The sequence below is a fragment of the Streptomyces sp. NWU339 genome (genome assembly GCF_003143855.1).
Taxonomy (GTDB): domain Bacteria; phylum Actinomycetota; class Actinomycetes; order Streptomycetales; family Streptomycetaceae; genus Streptomyces.
In genome coordinates this window covers 143,781-164,670 of record NZ_QFRK01000011.1, presented here as the reverse complement: position 1 = coordinate 164,670, position 20,890 = coordinate 143,781, and the positions used below count along the sequence as shown (strand labels likewise).

14 protein-coding genes are annotated in these 20,890 nt (G+C 72.5%); 9 read left to right on the top strand and 5 right to left on the bottom strand.

The annotated features are described in order from the left end of the window. The first annotated feature begins 124 nt into the window (after positions 1–124). The 3 genes from DIZ27_RS16285 to DIZ27_RS16275 all read left to right on the top strand — a co-directional run bounded on the left by DIZ27_RS16285 (position 125) and on the right by DIZ27_RS16275 (position 2,947). The gene (locus tag DIZ27_RS16285; RefSeq protein WP_109379126.1) at positions 125–400 is read left to right on the top strand and encodes a hypothetical protein; all 276 of its coding nucleotides are present in this window, start codon (positions 125–127) and stop codon (positions 398–400) included. Continuing rightward, positions 401–2,572, top strand: coding sequence for a 4-alpha-glucanotransferase (gene malQ, locus DIZ27_RS16280; protein WP_109379125.1), 2,172 nt, complete (start codon positions 401–403; stop codon positions 2,570–2,572). A 99-nt stretch (positions 2,573–2,671) separates the two neighbouring features. After that, positions 2,672–2,947: a hypothetical protein gene (locus tag DIZ27_RS16275; RefSeq protein WP_109379177.1), complete on the top strand. Its 276-nt coding sequence runs from the start codon at positions 2,672–2,674 to the stop codon at positions 2,945–2,947. A gap of 276 nt (positions 2,948–3,223) precedes the next feature. Here DIZ27_RS16275 and pepN (DIZ27_RS16270) read toward each other — a convergent pair whose 3' ends face one another. Beyond that, positions 3,224–5,809 carry an aminopeptidase N gene (gene pepN, locus DIZ27_RS16270; protein WP_109379124.1) on the bottom strand — a complete coding sequence of 862 codons (2,586 nt, stop codon included), beginning with the start codon at positions 5,807–5,809 and terminating at the stop codon, positions 3,224–3,226. Positions 5,810–5,921: 112 nt separating this feature from the next. Between pepN (DIZ27_RS16270) and DIZ27_RS16265 the strand changes: the two genes are divergently transcribed. After that, a complete protein-coding gene (locus DIZ27_RS16265) occupies positions 5,922–6,434 on the top strand; it encodes a DUF1203 domain-containing protein (RefSeq protein ID WP_109379123.1) in 513 nt (170 codons plus the stop codon). Between the two features lie 415 nt (positions 6,435–6,849). Then, positions 6,850–7,509, top strand: a complete 660-nt coding sequence (locus DIZ27_RS16260; protein WP_109379122.1) for an MSMEG_1061 family FMN-dependent PPOX-type flavoprotein — start codon at positions 6,850–6,852, stop codon at positions 7,507–7,509. 449 nt (positions 7,510–7,958) lie between these two features. Here DIZ27_RS16260 and DIZ27_RS16250 read toward each other — a convergent pair whose 3' ends face one another. Beyond that, positions 7,959–8,975 (bottom strand): aspartate-semialdehyde dehydrogenase, encoded by a 1,017-nt coding sequence (locus tag DIZ27_RS16250; protein ID WP_109379121.1) that lies wholly within the window; start codon positions 8,973–8,975, stop codon positions 7,959–7,961. A gap of 332 nt (positions 8,976–9,307) precedes the next feature. On the opposite strand from DIZ27_RS16250, the gene DIZ27_RS16245 reads away from it, so the two are divergent. Both DIZ27_RS16245 and DIZ27_RS16240 read left to right on the top strand, forming a co-directional pair. Continuing rightward, positions 9,308–9,847, top strand: a complete 540-nt coding sequence (locus DIZ27_RS16245; protein ID WP_109379120.1) for an RNA polymerase sigma factor — start codon at positions 9,308–9,310, stop codon at positions 9,845–9,847. 1 nt (position 9,848) lies between these two features. Further along, positions 9,849–10,658, top strand: a complete 810-nt coding sequence (locus DIZ27_RS16240; protein ID WP_258308399.1) for a hypothetical protein — start codon at positions 9,849–9,851, stop codon at positions 10,656–10,658. Between the two features lie 71 nt (positions 10,659–10,729). On the opposite strand, the gene DIZ27_RS16235 is transcribed toward DIZ27_RS16240, so the two are convergent. Continuing rightward, positions 10,730–14,029 carry a S8 family serine peptidase gene (locus DIZ27_RS16235; protein ID WP_109379119.1) on the bottom strand — a complete coding sequence of 1,100 codons (3,300 nt, stop codon included), beginning with the start codon at positions 14,027–14,029 and terminating at the stop codon, positions 10,730–10,732. A 289-nt stretch (positions 14,030–14,318) separates the two neighbouring features. On the opposite strand from DIZ27_RS16235, the gene DIZ27_RS16230 reads away from it, so the two are divergent. Beyond that, on the top strand, positions 14,319–14,783 hold the full coding sequence (locus tag DIZ27_RS16230; protein WP_258308398.1) for an NUDIX hydrolase: 465 nt from the start codon (positions 14,319–14,321) through the stop codon (positions 14,781–14,783). Positions 14,784–15,096: 313 nt separating this feature from the next. Then, positions 15,097–16,845, top strand: coding sequence for a TIGR03767 family metallophosphoesterase (locus tag DIZ27_RS16225; protein WP_109379117.1), 1,749 nt, complete (start codon positions 15,097–15,099; stop codon positions 16,843–16,845). 14 nt (positions 16,846–16,859) lie between these two features. On the opposite strand, the gene DIZ27_RS16220 is transcribed toward DIZ27_RS16225, so the two are convergent. Further along, positions 16,860–17,903: a hypothetical protein gene (locus DIZ27_RS16220; protein ID WP_109379116.1), complete on the bottom strand. Its 1,044-nt coding sequence runs from the start codon at positions 17,901–17,903 to the stop codon at positions 16,860–16,862. A gap of 240 nt (positions 17,904–18,143) precedes the next feature. Then, entirely contained in the window at positions 18,144–20,741 is a 2,598-nt protein-coding gene (gene pepN / locus DIZ27_RS16215; protein WP_109379115.1) for an aminopeptidase N, read from the bottom strand. Positions 20,742–20,890 lie beyond the last annotated feature (149 nt).

The window sequence follows — 20,890 nt, the reverse complement described above, 5'->3', positions numbered from 1 at the left end:
CAGGGGCACGTTGTGGGCACGGGTGCGTCTGGTCTCGCGTCCTCTGGGTAGGGGCTGCGGGGAACCCGACCGAGCGACTTGCCTCGATGCCCAATGATCAGTGATCTCGACGAGGAGGCCACCTGTGGCTGCCGCACCGGCTTATGTCCTGTCCCCGGCCCTGTCCAAACCCGTGGCGGAGCTGTCCGCCGGACCCGAAGGGCTGCACGCCTGCGTCTTCAGCGCGGAGGGGCCCCGCGCCGAGGTCCCGCTCACCAGCGAGCCCCCGCTGCCCGACGCCGAACCCCTCACCAGCGAGCCCCCGCTCGCCGACACCGCCCCGCTGACCAGTGAGTCCGACGCCGCCATGGACCCCACCGGACTCGACTCCTTCCCGGCCCAGTACGTCCCGGAGCCCTAGATGGCCGCGCCCGGTCCGGCCGAGCCGCCGACCGAACCGTCGTCCGCCGAGCTTCCGTCCGGGCTCCCGTCCTCCGGGCCCCCGTCCGAGGACCTGGCCCTGCTCGCCGCCCTGCACGGCGTCGCCACCTCCTACAACCCCTCCCCGGACCGTACGGTCGCCGCCTCCGCCACCGCCGTCACCCTCGCCCTGGCCGCGCTCGGCGTGGACGCGAGCACGCCGGAGGCCGTCCGTGACGCGCTCGCCGCCGGCGAGCGGGAGCGGGCCGAGCGGCTGCTGCCGCCCACCGTGGTCGGCTGGGGCCCCGGCGTGCCGCCCGCCCTGGCCGCGCTCCCCGAGGGCACCAGCCTGCTGGTGAGCACCGAGCAGGGCGAGACCCGTGCCTCGGCCGCGCACCTCCCGCCCGGAGTGCACCGGGTCACCGCCACCGCGCCCGACGGCCGCACCGCCGAGGCCCACCTGATCGTCGCCCCGGCCGCGTTACCGGCGCCCCCGGCCCGCTCGTACGGGCTCCTCGTCCAGCTCTACTCGCTGCTCTCCCGCCGCTCCTGGGGCATGGGCGACCTCGGTGACCTCGGCGAGCTGGCCGCCTGGGCGGGCCGTACGCTCGGCGCCGGATTCGTCCAGATCAACCCCCTGCACGCGGCCGTCCCGGGCGCTCCGACCGACCCCTCCCCCTACCGGCCCTCCTCGCGCCGCTTCCCCGACCCGGTCCACCTGCGGATCGAGGACGTCCCCGAGTTCGCGTACGTCGGGGACCACGGTCGGCTGCGGGCCCTTTGCGGACGCGCCGCGCGGCTGCGCGAGGCGGTGCTGGACAAGGGCGCCCTGATCGACCGGGACGCCGTGTGGGAGGCCAAGAAGGCCGCGCTCGAACTGGTGAACGAGGTGCCGCTCGGGCCCGGCCGACTCGCCGCCTACCGCGACTTCCTCGCCGAGCAGGGCCCGGCCCTGGAGGACCACGCCACCTGGTGCGCGCTCGCCGAGGTGCACGGCCCCGACTGGCAGACCTGGCCGGACGGCCTGCGCGACCCGCGCTCACCCGAGACCCGCCGGGCCCGCCGCGAGCTGACGGACCGCGTCGACTTCCACTCCCGGCTGGCCTGGCTCACCGACACCCAGCTCACCGCCGCCCAGCGGGCCGCCCGCGAGGCCGGGATGCCGGTCGGGATCGTCCACGACCTCGCGGTCGGCGTGCACCCCGGCGGCTCCGACGCCTGGGCGCAGCAGGACACCCTCGCCGCCGGCATGTCGGCCGGCGCGCCACCCGACGCCTTCAACGCCCGCGGCCAGGACTGGGGCCTGCCGCCCTGGCGCCCCGACCGGCTCGCCGCCTGTGGTTACGCGCCCTTCCGCGCTCTGCTCCGGGCCCTCTTCCGGTACGCGGGCGCCCTGCGCATCGACCACGTGATGGGCCTGTTCCGGCTCTGGTGGGTCCCCCGGGGCCACCCGCCCACCGAAGGCACGTACGTCCGCCACGACGCCGAGGCCATGCTCGCCGTCCTCGTCCTGGAGGCGTCCCGCGCCGGTGCGGTGGTGATCGGCGAGGACCTGGGCACGGTGGAGCCCGGGGTGCGCGAGGCACTGCGCGCACGCGGGGTGCTCGGCACCTCGGTGCTCTGGTTCGAACGGGACTGGGAGGGCGACCGCCGACCGCTGCCGCCCGGTGCCTGGCGTGCCGACTGCCTGGCCACCGCCACCACCCACGACCTGCCGCCCACCGCGGCCCGCCTCACCGGCGAGCACGTCGAGCTCCGCGACGGCCTCGGCCTGCTCACCCGCCCCCTGGCCGAGGAGCGCGCGGAGGCCGCCGCCGACACCGGGGAGTGGCTGGAGCTGCTGGCCCGGCTCGGCCTGCTGCACGGCACCGGCGGTACCGCCGCCTCCGAGGAGGAGGCGCGGATCCAGGCCGTCCACCGCTATCTGCTGCGCACCCCCGCCCGGATGATCGGCGTCTGGCTCCCCGACGGTGTCGGCGACCGGCGCCCGCAGAACCTCCCCGGCACCTGGGACCAGTACCCGAACTGGCGCCTGCCGATCGCCGACGCGCAGGGCCGTCCGATGCCGCTGGAGGACCTGACGGCATCCCCGCGGCTGCACGCGCTGCTCGACGTCGTCCGCACCCGCACCGCCCCCGCCGCCCGGCCGAGCGGTGCGGGTGGCGACATCTGAGGGCAAACCCGGCCGGATCGGGGTACATCCGGTCCGACCGGGGTCCCGCACGGTACCCCGGGCGCGCGGGCCCCCCGGGCGTTCGCTAGTTTGGGCACCGTGGACAAGACGAACGCCCTGCGCGCCGGCGCCCTGGCAGCCGGTACGACGCTGATGATGCTGCTCATGACGTCCCCCGCGCTCGCGCTCACCCGCGACCACGGGGACGACCCCGGTACGGGCCTGAGCGTCGGCGAGACGCTGGGTCTCTACGTCGTGGCCCCGATCGTGCTCTTCCTGGTCATCACCGGTCTGGTGATGGTCCTCGACAAGTCGCACAAGAAGAAGGACACGACCAGCTCCAACATCGGGACCAAGGCCGACGCCAAGGCCTGACCCGGCGGCCCGCGCGCTTTCCGAGGGCGCCGCACCCACCGTCCGTACCCGCGTCGCGCGGTACGGGGGAGGGGCGGCGCCCTCGACGTATGCACGGCCGGTACGGATGCCCGCCCTGCCCGTCGGCCGAGGGCGGGACGGACACCCGTGGTCCACCGGGCACTGCGGGGGCGGGCGGCGCAGCGGGCCGACGGTTCCGTGGGTCCGCGACGCGCCTGACGCGAGGGGCGCCCGGCGTGACTCGTGCCGGGCGCCCCTGATGCGTACGCGTACGGGTTACGCCCGTTCGGCCGCCGCGTCCGCGGCCTGGGCGCGCAGGGCCCGCTCGATGCCCGCGCGGGACTCGGAGACCAGACGGCGCAGGGCCGGGCTCGGGTCGGCCGAGGCGAGCCAGGCGTCGGTGCGGTCCAGGGTCTCGCCGGTGACCTGGATCGCCGGGTAGAGACCGACCGCGATCTGCTGGGCCATCTCGTGCGAGCGGGACTCCCAGACGTCCTTGAGCACCTCGAAGTACCGCTCCGTGTACGGCGCCAGCAGCTCACGCTGGTCGGTCTGGACGAAGCCGGTGATCACCGCCTCCTGGAGCGCGTTCGGCAGCTTGTCGGACTCGACGACCGACGCCCACGCCTCCGCCTTGGCCTCCTCGGTCGGCCGGGCGGCGCGCGCGGTGGCGGCGTGCCGCTCACCCGCGGCGGTCTTGTCGCGCTCGTACTCGCCCGTGATCTCGGCCTCGTCGTACCGGCCCACCGCCGCGAGCCGCTGCACGAACGCCCAGCGCAGCTCCGTGTCGACGGCCAGGCCCTCGACCGTCTGCGTGCCGTCCAGCAGGCCGTCCAGGAGGTCCAGCTGCTCCGGCGTCCTCGCCGTCGCGGCGAAGGCGCGCGCCCACGCCAGCTGGTGGTCGCTGCCCGCCTCGGCGGCCCGCAGATGGGCCAGGGTGGCCTCCGTCCAGCGGGTGAGCAGGGCCTCGCGGGCGGCCGGGGCGGCGTACAGGTCGATCGCCAGCTTCACCTGGCGGTGCAGCGACTGCACCACGCCGATGTCCGACTCCTTGCCGATGCCCGACAGCACCAGGGACAGGTAGTCGCGGGTGGCGAGTTCGGCGTCCCGGGTCATGTCCCAGGCCGACGCCCAGCTCAGCGCGCGCGGCAGGGACGCCTCGAAGTCGCCGAGGTGCTCGGTGACGAAGGCCAGCGACCGCTCGTCCAGGCGGACCTTGGCGTACGACAGGTCGTCGTCGTTGAGCAGGATCACGTCGGGGCGGGCCTTGCCGACGAGCTGCGGTACGGCGGTCAGCTCGCCGTCGACGTCCAGCTCGACCCGGTCGCCGCGCACCAGCTTGCCGCTCGCCTCGTCCAGGTCGTACAGGCCGACGGCGATGCGGTGCGGGCGCAGGGTGGCCTCGCCCTTGGCGCCGGCGGGCAGCGCCGGGGCCTCCTGGCGGATGGCGAAGGAGGTGATGACGCCCGTACCGTCGGTCTCGATCTCCGGGCGCAGCACGTTGATGCCGGCCGTCTCCAGCCACTTCTTCGACCAGGTGCTCAGATCGCGGCCGGAGGTCTCCTCCAGGGCGCCCAGCAGGTCGGACAGGCGAGTGTTGCCGTACGCGTGACGCTTGAAGTACGCCTGCACGCCCCGGAAGAACGCGTCCTCGCCGACGTAGGCCACCAGCTGCTTCAGGACGGACGCGCCCTTGGCGTACGTGATGCCGTCGAAGTTGACCAGCACGTCGTCCAGGTCACGGATGTCGGCCATGATCGGGTGCGTGGACGGCAGCTGGTCCTGGCGGTAGGCCCAGGTCTTCATGGAGTTCGCGAACGTCGTCCACGAGTGCGGCCACTTCGAACCCGGCGCGTCCGCCTGGCAGGCGGCCTCGGCGTAGGTGGCGAACGACTCGTTCAGCCACAGGTCGTTCCACCACTCCATGGTGACCAGGTCGCCGAACCACATGTGGGCCAGCTCGTGCAGGATCGTCGAGGCCCGCACCTCGTAGGCGGCGTCCGTCACCTTCGACCGGAAGACGTACTGGTCCCGGATGGTCACGGCACCGGCGTTCTCCATCGCGCCCGCGTTGAACTCCGGCACGAACAGCTGGTCGTACTTCCCGAAGGGGTACGCGTAGTCGAACTTCTCCTGGAACCACTCGAAGCCCTGCCGCGTGACGTCGAAGATGGCGTCCGCGTCGAGGAACTCGGCGAGCGAGGGCCGGCAGTAGATGCCGAGCGGCACCGACTGGCCGTCCTTCTCGTACACGCTGTGCACGGAGTGGTACGGGCCGACGATCAGCGCGGTGATGTACGTCGAGATCCGTGGCGTCGGCTCGAACTCCCAGACGTCGCCCCGGGGCTCGGGCGTCGGCGAGTTGGAGATGACGGTCCAGCCCTCCGGGGCCTTCACGGTGAACTGGAAGGTCGCCTTGAGGTCCGGCTGCTCGAAGCTCGCGAACACCCGGCGGGCGTCCGGCACCTCGAACTGGGTGTAGAGGTAGGCCTGGTCGTCGACCGGGTCGACGAACCGGTGCAGGCCCTCGCCGGTGTTGGTGTAGGCGCAGTCGGCGCTCACCCGCAGGACGTTGCGGCCCGGGAGCAGACCCGGCAGGGCGATCCTGGAGTCCGCGAACACCTCGGCGGGGTCGAGGGAGTCCCCGTTGAGGGTCACCTCGTGGACGGTGGGAGCCACCAGGTCGATGAACGACTCCGCCCCGTCCCCGTCCTCGGAGACGTCGAAGCGCACCGTGGTCACGGACCGGTAGGTGCCGCCCTCCTGCGCGCCGGAGAGATCGAGGTCGATCTCGTACGAGTCAACGGTCAGCAGCTTCGCCCGCTGCTGCGCCTCTTCGCGAGTCAGGTTTGTGCCAGGCACGCGGTCATCTCCTCGTTATGTGTGGGTTGTGTCATCCTTCCACGTGACCGGCACGGAACGCGATGACCATTTCCCGCCGGTGGCGCGCCCGCCCCGGCGCGAGCATGGAACCATGACGACGACCCCCACTCCCCGCCCCGTCCCGGCACCGGTCCTGAAGGAACTGCGCGCCGTGGACGACGCGGGCCGCCCCGCGGTTTCCCGCACCGACGACGAGGGCGGCGCCCCGCTCCGCTGCTGCCTGCGCCGCAGCGCGCCCGGCGAGACGATTGCCCTGGTGTCGTATGCGCCGCTGCGCCGCTGGGCGGCACGGACGGGCGCCGACCCGGGCGCGTACGACGAGCAGGGCCCGGTCTTCATCCACGCCGAGCAGTGCGCGGGGCCGGCGCCCGACGCCGGCCTGCCCTTCACCGACGCCCACCGCACCCTCCGCCGCTACTCCGCCGACGGCCGCATCCTGGGCGGCCGCCTGGTGGAGACCCCGGACGCCTTCGCCCCCGCCCTCACGGAGGCCTTCACCGACCCGGAGGTCGCCCTCGTCCACGTCCGTGCGGTGGAGTACGGCTGCTTCTTGTATGAGGTACGACGCGACGACCGTAGTGACCCGGCTCCAGAAGGTCGATGATCCGCCGGTCCGCCCGTAGGTCGCCGCAGCCAGGTGCCGCGTGCGGCGCGAAGCAGACGGCGGGGCACCCGGCCCGCACGTCAAGGGCCGGATCACCCGGCTGAGGAGCGTCGCACCACCACCCGGCAACGCCCCGGCTACCGGATCAGGCCGAGCCAGTGGCGGTACGCCGAGGCGGACGGCAGCCCACCGCGCGCTCAGGCTGCCGTCGTGCTTGCGCACGTCGACCGGCACGGAGCGAGTTCTGCGACCGACTCGCCCAGGTGTCGGCGCGACAGCCCGCAGAAGGAAGGACGGGACATGGCCGCGCGGGCCTGTTCGATCGTCACACACCGGACAGCTCGCGCAGGGGTCTCTCCGTCCCCGCACTCACCGACCAAGATCAGCCGCAGGTCGGTTCGTTAGGGTCGGGGGCATGACGACACCTCTTGCCGGAAGTGCCTTCGACTCGCTCCGCCTCGACGCCGTGTCCGACCGGGAGGCGCTGCGCCGGGTGTACGCACTCCCCGGCGACGCGGCCGTGCGCAAGCAGATGACCGAACTCACCGAGCAGACACGGAAGTTGATCGGATGCTCATCGTTGGTCCTGGTCGCCAGCGCGGACGCCGAGGGCAACTGTGACGTCTCCCCGCGCGGAGGCCCCGCCGGGTTCGTCGCCGTCCTGGACGCACGGACGGTGGCGATACCGGACGCGACCGGCAACAAGCGTCTGGACACCCTGCAGAACGTCATCGCCACCGGACGGGCCGGGCTGCTGTTCGTCGTCCCGGGGCGCACCACGACGCTCAGGGTGAACGGCCGGGCCTGCGTCTCCACCCGCCCGGAGCTGCTGTCGCAGCTGACCGCCGTGGGCAAGCCGCCGGCCAGTGCGCTGGTGCTGGGGATCGAGGAGGTCTACCCGCACTGCCCCAAGTCGCTGCTGCGCAGCGGGGCCTGGAAGCCGGAGCAGTGGCTGCCGGCGGACGCCCAGCCGACCTCGGCCGAGGTGACGCTGGCCCAGCTGCGGATGCCGGAGCTGACGATCGCCGACATCGAGCAGGCGGAGGCGGATTCCCTGAAGTACCGGTACGAGTAACGGCCCGACCGGCGATTGCTGGACCACCGGCCCGCCGAATCCCCGGACCGGCACGCCCCGAGATCAATCGCGGGGCAGCCCGTGACCCGACGGCGCCGACCATGCCGTCCGGCCGCCCGGAACTCGCGATCCCGAAAGTGCGGGGCCCGGTCCGGAGGCCGAGTCCCGGTCGGCCGTCATACGTGCCGCCGGCGAGCTGCTCAGGCAGGCACAGCTGGAGCAGGCCGACACAGAAGCGTTCGCCGAGTGGGACTGCGGTGGGGGAGCCGGTCCGTGGCACCGGGTGAGCGGGGACGGGGTCACCGACGGGGCCTGGTGAACGGAATTCCTGTGCGTGACCCCCGCCTTTTGGTCAGGGGTGTCGCGTTACGGCGGCATCCGGCGCTCTGAACATGCCGAAAGGGGTCCACCCGGCTGGGTGGACCCCCGCGCGGCGAGCGGGTCTGTGGTTACCGCTTCAGCTCGGCCGCCACCAGTTCCGCGATCTGGACGGTGTTCAGGGCCGCGCCCTTGCGGAGGTTGTCGTTGGAGACGAAGAGGGCCAGGCCGTTGTCGACCGTCTCGTCGCGGCGGATGCGGCCGACGTAGGACGGGTCCTGGCCGGCGGCCTGGAGCGGGGTGGGGATGTCGGTGAGGACGACACCGGGGGCGTCGGCCAGCAGCTCGGTCGCGCGCTCCGCGCTGATCGGGCGGGCGAACCGGGCGTTGATCTGGAGGGAGTGGCCGGAGAAGACCGGGACGCGCACGCAGGTGCCGGAGACCTTGAGCTCCGGGATGTCCAGGATCTTGCGGGACTCGTTGCGCAGCTTCTGCTCCTCGTCGGTCTCGTTCAGACCGTCGTCCACGAGGTTGCCGGCGAAGGGCAGCACGTTGAAGGCGATGGGGCGCTTGTAGACGCCGGGCTCGGGGAAGTCGACCGCCGCGCCGTCGTGGGCCAGCTTGTCGGCGTCGGCCACGACCTTCTGTGTCTGGCCGTGCAGCTCGGCCACGCCCGCGAGGCCGGAGCCGGACACCGCCTGGTACGTGGCGACGACCAGCGCCTCGAGGCCCGCCTCGGCGTGCAGCGGACGCAGGACCGGCATCGCGGCCATCGTGGTGCAGTTCGGGTTGGCGATGATGCCCTTGGGGCGGTTCGCGATCGCCTCCGGGTTCACCTCGGAGACGACCAGCGGGACCTCGGGGTCCTTGCGCCAGGCCGAGGAGTTGTCGATCACGACGGCGCCCTGCGAGGCGACCTTCTCGGCCAGCGCCTTCGACGTCGCGCCGCCCGCGGAGAACAGCACGATGTCCAGGCCGGTGTAGTCCGCGGTGGACGCGTCCTCCACCGTGACCCCGTCCAGGACCGTCCCCGCCGAGCGGGCCGAGGCGAACAGGCGCAGCTCGGTCAGCGGAAACTTCCTCTCTTCGAGGATGCTGCGCATGACCGTGCCCACCTGACCGGTGGCTCCGACGATTCCGACCCTCACGGCGTCTCCCTACTGCGTCTCTTCGCGTTCCTGTTACCTGGCCGAGGCTTTTCCATCATGCGGCCGACCACGGCCCGCCTGTCCAATTGTTAACGCCTTCTGCCCGAACAGTGGGACGCCCCGGCGCCGGGCACCGGTCGCGGACCTGCGGTCGCCACCCCTGTGAGCCGCAGGAAATCAGCCGTCGGGGGCCACCGGCCGCAAGGTCCCCTGCCCCGCCCCGCCCCACCCACACGGCGGTGTGACGTACGCCTCTGCCCGGTCCGCGGCACCCGGGCGAACGTTCCGGGCCCGGCCTGCGTCGTAGGGGAAACAGTGCGAGGGGGTGGGCAGTGCTGCGCGGAAGGATCCGGCGTGGCCGGCCGACGTACGGCGCCGCGGACGACGACCCGCTGGACGCGGCGCAGGAACGCCGGGTGCGGGCGGTGCTCGCGCTCGGCGGGGTGCCGCAGGCGGACCTGCCGGACGGGGTGCAGCAGGTCCGCCTGCGGCTGCTGGAACGCGCCGCGAGCGGGCAGGAGGCGCCCCGGGACGTCTCCGCGTGGGCGGCGGTGGTCGCCTCCAACCTCGCCATGGACTGGCACCGGGCCAAGCGCCGCCAGGAGCGGCTCGGCGAACGCCTCGCCGCGCTGCGCCCGGCGGAGCAGCTCCCCGCCGACGAGGAGACCCGCCTGCTCTCCCTCGCCGTCGCCCGCGGCCTGGACGGGCTGCCCGACGCCCAGCGCCAGGTCGTCGTACTGCGGTTCTACGCCGACCTTCCGGTGCGCTCGATAGCCGACCAGCTCGGCGTCCCCGAGGGCACGGTCAAGAGCCGGCTGCACACGGCCGTACGGGCCCTGCGCGCCCGCCTGCACGAGGACGAGGTGGTATGACGTGGCCGCCGCCCACGACCCCCAGGACGACGGCACGCCTCAGGGTGACGGCATGGACGCCCTGATGGCCGCGCTCCTCGACGAGCCGCTGCCCGCGCAGGCCCGGCAGGACCCGGCGTTCACGGCCGCGCGGGACGCGGCCGCCGCCGATGTCGCCGTGCTGAGGGAGCAGCTGGGGCTGATCGGAGACGCGCTGGCCGACGCCGGTGATGAGCTCCAGGAGGCCGAGTCCAGGTCCCCTACGACCCCTCTCGCACCGGAGCGGCCCCTGCCCCTCCGCCCCCGCCGTGCCCGCCGCCCTCTGCGGATCGCCCTCGGGACGCTCGCCGCGGCGGCGGCCGCCGCGGTGGTCGTCGGCACGGGCTGGCTCGTGGCACAGTCCGGGGGAGGAGCGTCCGAGGCGTCGGGTGCCAAGGCCGCCGACGAGGCGGCGAGCAGCGGGCAGGACGGCGGTGTCGCCTTCGGCAGCCCCCGCTACCTCGCCTGCGCCCGACTCGTCGCCGAGGGCACGGTCGCGGCGGTGGAGCCGGTACCGGGCACGGGCGCGGGCGCCGGACAGGAGCGCGTCACGCTGACGGCGACCCGCGTCCACAAGCCGGAGAAGGGAACCCAAGGCGGCGATGACGAGATCGTTCTCCTGCGAGAGGTCGCCGGCCACCCCCCGCTGCACGAGGGCGACCGGGTCCTGGTCGGCCTGCCTCGCGAGGGCGCCGTCCCGGACACCGTGATCGTCGGTGAGGAGGACATCGCCCCCGAACGGGCGCGGATCGCCGCCGCGCTGCCCGTGTCGCGCACCCTGACCTGTGAGTGACCGGCGGAGGGTGCGTACGAGGAAGAGGCGGGCGCCCTGGTGGACGCCCGCCCCTCGGTGGTGGCCGTCGGTTACGGCACGACCTTCTCGATCGTCACGCTGCCGGTGCCCGCGACCGTGCCGCGCGCGTTGACCAGCTGGACCCGTCCGAAGAACTCACGTCCCTCGGGAGCCGCCGCGACCGCCGTGGCGCTGCCGGAGACGGTGGCCGAGTCGCCCGTGCCGAGCTTCACCGACGTGGCCCCGTCGACCGTGACCTCGCCGAGCGTGGCGGAGAAGAACACGTCCCGGTAGTCGTACTCGGCGGAACCGGCCGGGACGGAGTAGCCCACGACCTGGACGGTGTACGTACCGGCGGCCGGCTTGGCGATGGAGACCGACTCCTCCGAGTCGCCGTCGGCGGACTGGGCGACGCGGGTGCCGTTCTTGTCGTAGACCGCCAGGTCCAGGTCGGCGGCGGTGTCGGTGACGTTGCCGATGGCCACGTCGAGCGACGCGGCGCCCGCGGGCACCTCGACCGTGGTGGTGTGGACGTCGCCCGTGCTGATGGTCGGCCGGTCGGTCTTGGCCGAGCCGAGCGGGCCGCCGACCAGCTTGCCGTCCAGGGCGGCGGCCTGGTTGGTCACCTTCCAGGAGACGTCGGCCGGAGTACCCACCTTGGCCTCCGGCACGGTCACGGTCTCCGGGTCGAAGACCGCGCCGAGCACGGCGACGTCCAGCTTGTACGGGTTGTCGAGCAGCGGCGAGGTGCGGCGCGACTCGACCTCGATCTCCCAGACGCCCGGCTGCGGGTCCGCGTACGAACGCACGTCGGGGCGGCAGGTGTTGGCCGGGTTGTTGTAGTTCGGGTAGCAGTTGACCGTCGACGTCGGGTCGGACGGGACGCCGTACGGGTGGATGGCGATGAACCGGGTCTGGCTCGTGGCCTTCAGCCCGCCGAGCGCGATCTCCAGCGTCTTCGCGCCCTCGGGCACGGTGACGAAGTAGGAGGTGGTGCTGTTGCGCTGGGCCGTACCGGAGGCGGAGAAGGTGTGCTTCAGCGGCGCCGAGACGACCACGGTGTTCAGGATCTGCCGGTCGACGCCCTCGGTGCGCGGGTCGTCGACCTCGAGGATCGCGCTCTTCAGGCCGGCCGAGCCGGGCGAGGCCTGCACCTTGACGGTCACCGGCTTGTTCAGCGACAGCTGCACGTCGCGGTCGCCGAGGATGCGGAAGGTGTTGCCGGCGTTGTTCTCGAGGCCGAGCTTGTGCCGGATCGCGCGGTCGGGGCCGGACGTACGGGTGATGGTGATGTCGTACGTCTTCTTCTGACCGGCCTTGAGGCCGCCCTCACGGTCGTAGAGGCCGGTGCCGAAGCCCGGGGTCTTCAGGAACTGGTCGATCGCGGTGTCGACCGGTGCCTTGACCGTGTACTCGTGCGCGGTGGCCCCGTCGCGGATCGCGTCCCAGGCGTCCTCGATGTCGATGAGGCCGGCGCCCTCCTCGTAGGCCTGCACGTCCTTGATGTGCTCGGCGGTGGAGGTGAGGGCGGTGCGCAGCTTCGCGGGCGTCAGGTCGACGCGCTTCTGCTTCGCGGCCGACAGCAGCAGCGCGGCGGCACCGGCGGCCTGCGGGGAGGCCATCGAGGTGCCCTGGAGCATGCCGTAACCGGCGGGCAGGCCGTAGCCCGCCTCGGCGACCGGCGCGCCCGGCGACCAGGTCTGGATGGTGTTGATCGCCGCGCCGGGCGCGACGAGCGTCGGCGTGAAGCCGCCGTCCTCACGCGGACCGCGCGAGGAGAACGGCATCATGGCGTACTTCTTCTTCACCTCGGAGCCGTAGTTGGCGGCCCAGGTCTCCTTGGAGATGGTCGCGCCGACCGAGATGACCTTGTCGGCCAGGGCGGGGTCGCCGATGGTGTTGGCGCCGGGGCCGGAGTTGCCCGCGGAGATCACCAGCTGGACGCCGTAGGTGTCGATGAGGCGGTTGTAGAGCTCGGCGCGGGCGTTGTTGCCGTCGTTCAGCGCCGGCAGACCGCCGATGGACATGTTGACGATGTCGACACCGCGGTTGGCGACGAGGTCGATCATGCCCTCGGTGAGCGCCACGCTGGTGCAGCCGCCGGACCAGGTGCAGGCGCGGGAGGAGACGATCTTCGCGCCGGGGGCGGCGCCGTTCATCTTGCCGCCGAACAGGCCGTTGGCCGCGGTGATGCCGGCCACGTGCGAGCCGTGCGAGCCCTGGATGAGGCCGATGTTGACGAAGTCGGCCTTGGCGCCGGCCGCGTTGTAGACGACGTCCTTGCGGATCTCCACGACGAACGGCTGGCGCTCGGCGACCTCGGTGGCCGGGTCGTCGGTGCCGAAGTACCCGATCTGGAAGCCGTCCTTGTACGGCTTCATCGGGGTGTCGTCGGAGAAGTCCTGGTTGTTGTTCAGGTCGACGCGGACCGTGCCGGCCGCCGCGTCGTACAGCACACCCCAGGAGTCGGTGGTGTCACCGTCGCGGTTGGCGTCGCCGCCCGCGTCACCGCCGATGGTGTAGGACTCCTTGAACGTGCTGATCCGGTACGAGCCCTCGGGCGCCGTCCAGGTCGTGCCCTCGTGGGTGAAGGTGGGGCCGGACACCGATTCGGTCATCTGGCGCCAGGTCTTGTCGCCGTCGACGAGCGGGTCGGTCGCCGTCACCCAGTCGACGATCTTCCGCTCGCCGGTGGTGGTCTTCTGCAGCGCCGGGTGGGCGAGGTCCACACCCGTGTCGAGGACGCCGATGGTGACGCCGCGGCCGTCCGCCTTCGGGTTGTCCTTGACGAAGTCGACGGCGCCGGTCTCGAAGGACGGGTTGTACGGGTTCTTGGCGGGGGTCCGCTTGTCGGGAGCCGAGTAGCCGCCCTTGCCGCCCTTGCCTGCGGCGCCCTTCGTGGTGTCCGCGCCGGGCGTCGGGTCGTCCAGCGGGATCTCCTCGCGCAGGTCGATGCCGTGCACGGTGGAGAGCTTGGCGGCGGCGGCGATGGCCGAGTCCGCCTTGGCGGTGGGGACGGTGGCACGGACGTAGCCGAGCTCGTCGTGGGTCCGGCCGACCGAACCGCCCTTGATCGCGTCCAGCTGCTCGGCGACCTGCTCGGTCTTGCCGGGAGCGGTGGCGATCATCATCGTGACGTTCTTGACGCCGTCCGCCTTGGCCTCGGCGAGCAGGTCCGCGTCCTTCGAACCGAGCTTGTCGGGCCCGGGCTTGACGTCACCGTCGACGGGTGAGGCGGCCGGCGCGGCGGCGGCGACCGCCAGGGGTATCGGTCCGACCGCGCTGAGCGCGGCGACGAGACCGGCGGCCAGGGCGATACGGGCGACGCGTCTCGCGCCCGATACCGCTTCGCGCTGGGAGGAATGGGTCATCGGCATCCCTTGCAGGTAAAGGCACCATCGTGGAGCGACCGGAGCTGATCGACCCTGGCCGCGGTCGTCCGGAATGCGATCCCGGACGATCGCTGAGCTTTACGCAAGGGACAGGTGTTTGGGGAGGGTTGGCCGAATCGAAATGGATGTGTGGGGAAAACCCGCTATGCGCGTATCGGGTGTCGGGTGACGAACCAGGCAAGTCGTGCGTGCGGTCGCGTCGTACGGCGGCGGCCCGTTGTCGGTCACTCGCCTGCCGGTCCGGCGGTCATCGGGGTAACGTCCCCGGGTGCGAGAGAAGTTGCGGGTGGCGGCCTACGCCGTGGTGGTGCGCGACGGGCAGTTGCTGCTGGCCCGGTCCCCGGTGCCCGGAGGCGCCCCCGAGTGGGTCCTGCCGGGCGGCGGCATGGAGCACGGTGAGGACCCCTACGACACCGTGCGGCGGGAGGTCGAGGAGGAGACCGGCTACCGCATCGAGGTCACCGGACTGCTCGGCGTGAACTCCAGTCGGCGCACCTTCCCCGGCGGCCGCCTGAGCCGCCCCGTCGACCACCACGGCGTACGGCTGGTCTACGAGGGGCGGATCATCGGCGGCGAACTGCGCAACGAGATCGGCGGCTCCACCGAACTGGCCGCCTGGCAGCCCCTGGACGCCGTCCCGGAACTGGTCCGGGTCCGCATGGTCGACATCGCGCTGCGGCTGTGGCGGGAGCGGCCGGCCGCGGGGCGGGTCGCGGAGCGCGCGGAGGGCTGACCGCCGGGGGCGACCGGTCGAGGCCTCCGACCTCGACCGGGCAGTTGTGCCGATCATCGCCGTCAGGTTCACATTCTGTGACCTGGCTCTCCCGTGAAGTGAACGCGGAGTGACCGGGTTCGGGCCGGTGCGGAAGCGGGTGCCGACACGCGGGGTGGTCCAAGATCCACGTACGGCGATCGGCGTCGCGCGTTGCCGCCGCGTTCACACGCAGGCCATTCCCGCTGCCAAGCATCCAGTACGAGCGGGACGTTCGCCCGGCGAGCACCCCGCGACCACTGCCGACGCGTTCGCACCCGGGGAGAGAAGCGCCATGCCGCGCATACGCCCAGTCGCCGACTCCACTGGACTCCACCGCCGTTCCGTCCTCGCCGCCACCGGCGCGGTGGCCCTCTCCGCCGGCGTCGGTTACGCCCTGCGGCCCGGCGGCGAGGCCGTCGCGGCGGACGCCGCCACGGGCGGGACCGTGCACGCCTCCTCCCGGCCGGCACCGGCCGCCCCGCTCGCCCCGTACACCCGGGGCACCACCCTCGAAGGGGTGTCCGCCCCGCGCGGTGCATCCGGCTACCGGCGCCTCGACGAAGGGCAGGGCTGGGGGCGGGTGGTGCGCGGCGAACTGGCCGCGGCCCGCCCCGGCCGGGACGACCGCCGCACCACGCTGGCGGCGTTCGTGCAGCTCACCGACCTGCACCTGCTCGACACGCAGCATCCGCTGCGCCTGGAGTACCTGCGCTCCACCGATGTGCGCGCCTGGCGGCCCCAGGAGGCGCTCACCGTGCACGGCGCGGTCGCGCTCGTCGAGCGGATCAACGCACTGCGCGGCGCCCCCGTCACCGGTTCCCCGCTGCACTTCGCGATGACCACCGGCGACAACACGGACAACAACACCCGCACCGAACTGGACTGGTTCCTGACGGTGCTCAGCGGTGGCCGCGTCACCCCCAACTCCGGGGACCCGCGCCACTACGAAGGCGTCCAGAACAGCGGTCTGCGGCAGTACTGGCAGCCGGACACCGCCGTCCGCGACGCCGACAAGCAGCTCGGCTTCCCGCACCTGGACGGTTTCCTCGCGGCGGCCGTCCGCGAGGTCAACAGCCCCGGCCTCAACCTTCCCTGGTACTCCACCGTCGGCAACCACGACACGATGCCGCTCGGCTGCTACGCCTCCCACGGCGACTCCCACCTCACCGAACTCGCCGTCGGCGGCCGGAAGCTGATGGAGATACCGGCGGCCGAGGCGAAGAAGCTCCAGCAGACCATCAAGAAGGCTGCCGACCCCCGGGGCGTCCAGTACGGCGAGTTCCTGAAGTCCCACTCCCGCGCGATGCGTTCGGTCACCCCCGACGAGGCACGCGCCCCGTTCACCCCCGCCGATTACCTGAAGGCGCACCTGGACCCCGCGCACCGCGGATTCGGTCCGGTGGGCCACGGCTACACCGCCGCCAACCTCGACGAGGGCACCCAGTACTACGCGTTCCGCGTCTCCGACGACGTCATCGGGATCAGCCTCGACACCACCGACCCGGGCGGCCACTACACGGGTTCCCTCGGAACGGCCCAACTGCGCTGGCTGGAGCGGACCCTGCGGACCCACAAGGACTCCCGCGCGATCATCTTCAGCCACCACACCAGCGCATCGATGACGAACACGCACCGCGACCCGGCCCGTCCCGACGAACGGCGCCACGACGGCGGGGAACTCCTCGCGCTCCTCGGCCGGCACCGCAACGTGGTGGCCTGGGTCAACGGTCACATCCACCGCAACGCCATCACCCCGCACACCGGTTCCGCCGGCTCCTTCTGGGAGATCTCCACCGCCTCCCACATCGACTTCCCCCACCTCGCCCGCGTCATCGAGCTGGTGGACAACGAGGACGGCACACTGTCCCTCTTCACCACCCTGGTCGAGTCCGCGGCCCCGTCCCGCACGGACCACGACGACCTCACCCAGACCGGCCTGGCCGCCCTCTACCGCGAACTGTCCTACAACGCCCCGGGCGCCCGCACCGACCTCGGCGGTGACCCGGGGGACCGCAACACGGAACTGCTGCTCAAGGCGTAGGAAGCGGGGCCGGATCAGCGGGGCAGCACCACGACGTAGGCGGCGGGCTCGCGGTCGTCCGCGGCCATCAGTGCCGTACGGACCACCGCCGCCTGCTGCTCCGCCGCGTCCCGCAGCTTGCCCGGGGTGACGTGCACGACGGTGATGCCGAGCCGCTCCAGGAGCTCACGCTTGCGGGCGTACTCGAACCACACGTCCTCCTGACGGGGACCTGGCCGGGACGCCCGGGTGTCCAGCTCGAGCGCCACGGCCTGGTCGGGCCAGTAGGCGTCCAGACCGCCGAGGTGGGGGCCGCCCGGCAGGCGCAGGTCGACGTTCCACACCGGGTCGGGCAGACCGTGCTCCCGCACCATCCGGTACAGCCGGTCCTCCGCGACCGCGCGGCCCTCGGCCACCAGTGCGTCCACCGCGTTCACCACGTGCGGCCGGTTCAGGAGCTTCGCGCCGGTCAGCTCCCGCACCACCGTGGCCGCGTCGCAGTGGCCGCCGGCCACCGCCTCCGTCAGCAGCCGGCGCACCGTGGCCGCGTCGTCCAACGTGGCCACCGCGTCGGCCAGCGCCCGCGGGACCGGCGCCACCGGCACGCCCGTCACCTGAGTGGGGACCGGCAGCACCGGCGTGCGGACGATGCGGACACAGCCCGTGGAGCGCAGTCGGCGCAGCCGCGGCACCAGCACGTCGAAGGCGTCCAGGGAGGGCAGCGGGGGAGCGGAGGAGAAACCGTGCAGGGTCAGCGCGGCCAGCCCGGTGATCATCGCCTCCTCGTAGCGGGGCGCCGTCGAGTCGGCCGGACCGGGCTGGTCGGGGACCCGCACGGACCGCTCCCGCGCCGTGTACATCAGCACCGCGTGCAGCCGCTCCTCGCTGGTCGGCGGGCCCGGGTGGAGCAGGACGACGCCGGGGAGGAGCTGTCGCCAGGTGCCGCCGGGACGGCACCGGTCGTCGGCCTCCGCGGCGGAGACGCCGTGCGAGCGGAGCTGGGCGGTCGTCAGCACGCGCCGGGTGCCGGCGGCCAGGTGGTGCAGGGAGCGGGGGAAGAGCGGGGTCTCGTGGTTCATGTCCGGCAATGTCCCCGCGTCGCGTCCGCCCCCGAACCCCTGTTACAGAGCCGTCGACAATCAGGGACAAGACCGTCCTAAAGGACGCTTGTTCGGATGCCGAAAACCCCTGGCCCGTTCGGGTGGGACCAGGGGTTACGGTTCTCATTGACCGAATTCCGTAACGGTCACGGAGCGTGTATCCCAGGGGTGGGATCAAGCCGGGAGCGGGTGGGTGTCAGCCGGTCGCCGCAGCGGGTGTCAGCCCGCCGCCGCGTCGCACGCCTGGCCGCGCAGCGCCCGCGCCAGGTCGTCCCGGGCCTCCAGCACCAGACGGCGCAGCGCCGGGGCCGCGTCCTCGTGGGCCGCGAGCCAGGCGTCCGTCGCGTCCAGCGTCCGGGGCGAGTCCCGCAGATCGGGGAACAGGCCCCGCACCACGTCCATGCCGATCTGGATCGACCGCTCGGTCCACACCCGCTCGATCACCGCGAAGTACTTCTCCGCGTACGGCGCGAGCAGCTCCCGCTGCGAGGGCTGGGCGAAGCCCGCGATCGTCGCCTCCACCAGCGCGTTGGACAGCTCGTCCGACTCCACGACTTGCTCCCACGCCCGCGCCTTCACCTCCGCCGACGGGCGGGCGGCCAGGCAGCGGACCTGGTGGCGCTTGCCGGAGGCGGTGTCGTCCCGGGCCAGCTCCTCGGCCAGTGCCTTCTCGTCGGCGAACCCGTGCGCGGCCAGCGGCTCCAGGAACACCCAGCGCAGCTCCTGGTCGACGTCGAGCCCGTCGACCGTCACGGTGCCCGACAGCAGCTCCTGGAGCAGCCGGAAGTCGCCCGGCGCACCGGCCGACCGGGCGAAGAAGCGGGCCCAGGCCAACTGCTGCTCGCTGCCCGGCGCGGCGGCCTCCAGCTCGCGCCGGGCTCCCTCGGCGAGCAGCCGGCCACCCGTCTCCCGCCAGGCGGGCGCCGCGTAGTGGACGAGCGCCGACTCGGCCCAGGCGTGCAGCATCTGGAGCACACCGATGTCGGACTCGCGTCCGCCGAACCGCAGCACCAGGTCCACGAACTCCCGGGCCGGCAGCAGCGCGTCCCGCGTCATGTTCCACAGCGCCGACCAGCACAGGGCGCGGGCCAGGGGGTCGGTCAGCGCGCCCAGGTGCGCGCGGAGCGTGGCCAGCGAGGTCTCGTCGAAGCGGATCTTGCAGTACGTCAGGTCGTCGTCGTTGACCAGCACCAGCTCGGGTGCCTCGGCACCCGCCAGCTCGGCGACCACCGTACGCGCCCCGTCGACGTCCGCCTCGGCGCGCGCGTACCGCTCGAGCGCGCCGTCGCCCGTACGCCGGTACAGGCCCACCGCGACCCGGTGCGGGCGCAGTTCGGGGTGCGATTCCGCGGCCTCCTGCACCACCGCGAGCTCCTCGACCCTGCCGTCCGCGTCCAACAGCACCTGGGGCGTCAGGGAGTTGACCCCTGCCGTCTGCAGCCAGGACCGCGTCCAGGCCGCCATGTCCCGCCCGCTGGTCTCCTCGAGGACCGACAGCAGGTCACCGAGGCGGGTGTTGCCGTACGCGTGCCGCTTGAAGTAGCGGCGGGCGCCCTCCAGGAAGGCGTCCTGGCCGACGTACGCCACCAGTTGCTTCAGTACGGAGGCGCCCTTGGCGTAGGTGATGCCGTCGAAGTTGAGCTTGGCGTCCTGGAGGTCGCGGATGTCGGCGGTGATCGGGTGCGTGGACGGCAGCTGGTCCGCGCGGTACGCCCAGGCCTTGCGGCGGTTGGCGAAGGTGATCCAGCCGTCGGTGAAACGGGTGGCGCTCACGAGCGAGAAAGCGCCCATGAAGTCGGCGAAGGACTCCTTGAGCCACAGGTCGTCCCACCACTCCATGGTGACCAGGTCGCCGAACCACATGTGCGCCATCTCGTGCAAGATCACGTTGGCCCGGCCCTCGTAGGACGCCTGCGTGACCTTGCCGCGGAAGATGAACTCCTCCCGGAACGTGACGAGTCCGGGGTTCTCCATCGCACCCAGGTTGTACTCGGGCACGAACGCCTGGTCGTACTTCCCGAAGGGGTACGGGTAGTCGACGTGGTCGTGGAAGAAGTCCAGGCCCTGCTTGGTCACCAGGAACACGTCGTCGGCGTCGAAGTGCGGCGCGAGACCCTTGCGGCACATCGCGCCGAGCGGGATCTCCAGCCTCGTGCCGTCGGGCAGTTCACGCTCGTAGGTGTCCGTGACGTAGTGGTACGGCCCGGCGACCACGCACGTGATGTACGTCGAGATCGGCTTGGTCTCCGCGAACCGCCAGACACCGTCGGCGAGTTCACCGGCACCGTTGCTCCACACCGTCCAGCCCTCGGGGGCCCGCACCTCGAAGCGGTAGGGGGCCTTGAGGTCGGGCTGCTCGAAGTTGGCGAAGACGCGCCGGGCGTCGGCCGGCTCGTACTGGGTGTAGAGGTACACCTCGCCGTCCTCGGGGTCGACGAAGCGGTGCATGCCCTCGCCGGTACGGGAGTACGCGCACCGGGCGTCGACGATCAGCTCGTTGTCGGCGGCCAGGTCCTCCAGCAGGATCTGGGAGCCGTCGAACACCTCCCCGGGGTCGAGGTCCCGCCCGTTGAGGGAGACGGCCGTCACGCTCGGCGCGATCAGGTCCGCGAAGCTGCTCGCGCCCGGCTCCGCGCAGCGGAACCGGAGGGTCGTCACCGAGCGGAAGGTGTGCGGCCCGGCCCCGCTGTCCCTTTCGTCCCCGCCGTTCCCTCCGCCGATCGCGGAGCGCAGGTCGAGGGACACCTCGTACCCGTCCACCGACAGCAGTGCGGCCCGCTCCCGGGCCTCGTCACGGGTCAGGTTCTCACCGGGCACGGGCGGACTCCTCATACGTCGTCGTCGACAGGGCTGGACAGCACCGATCCTGCCATGCGCCCCTGACCAGGGGCAGCCGGGAATGACCGGGGGGAGTTCGGGTGTTTCCCCGGGGGAAACACCCGCCCCGAACTTCCCTCCCGAGGAGC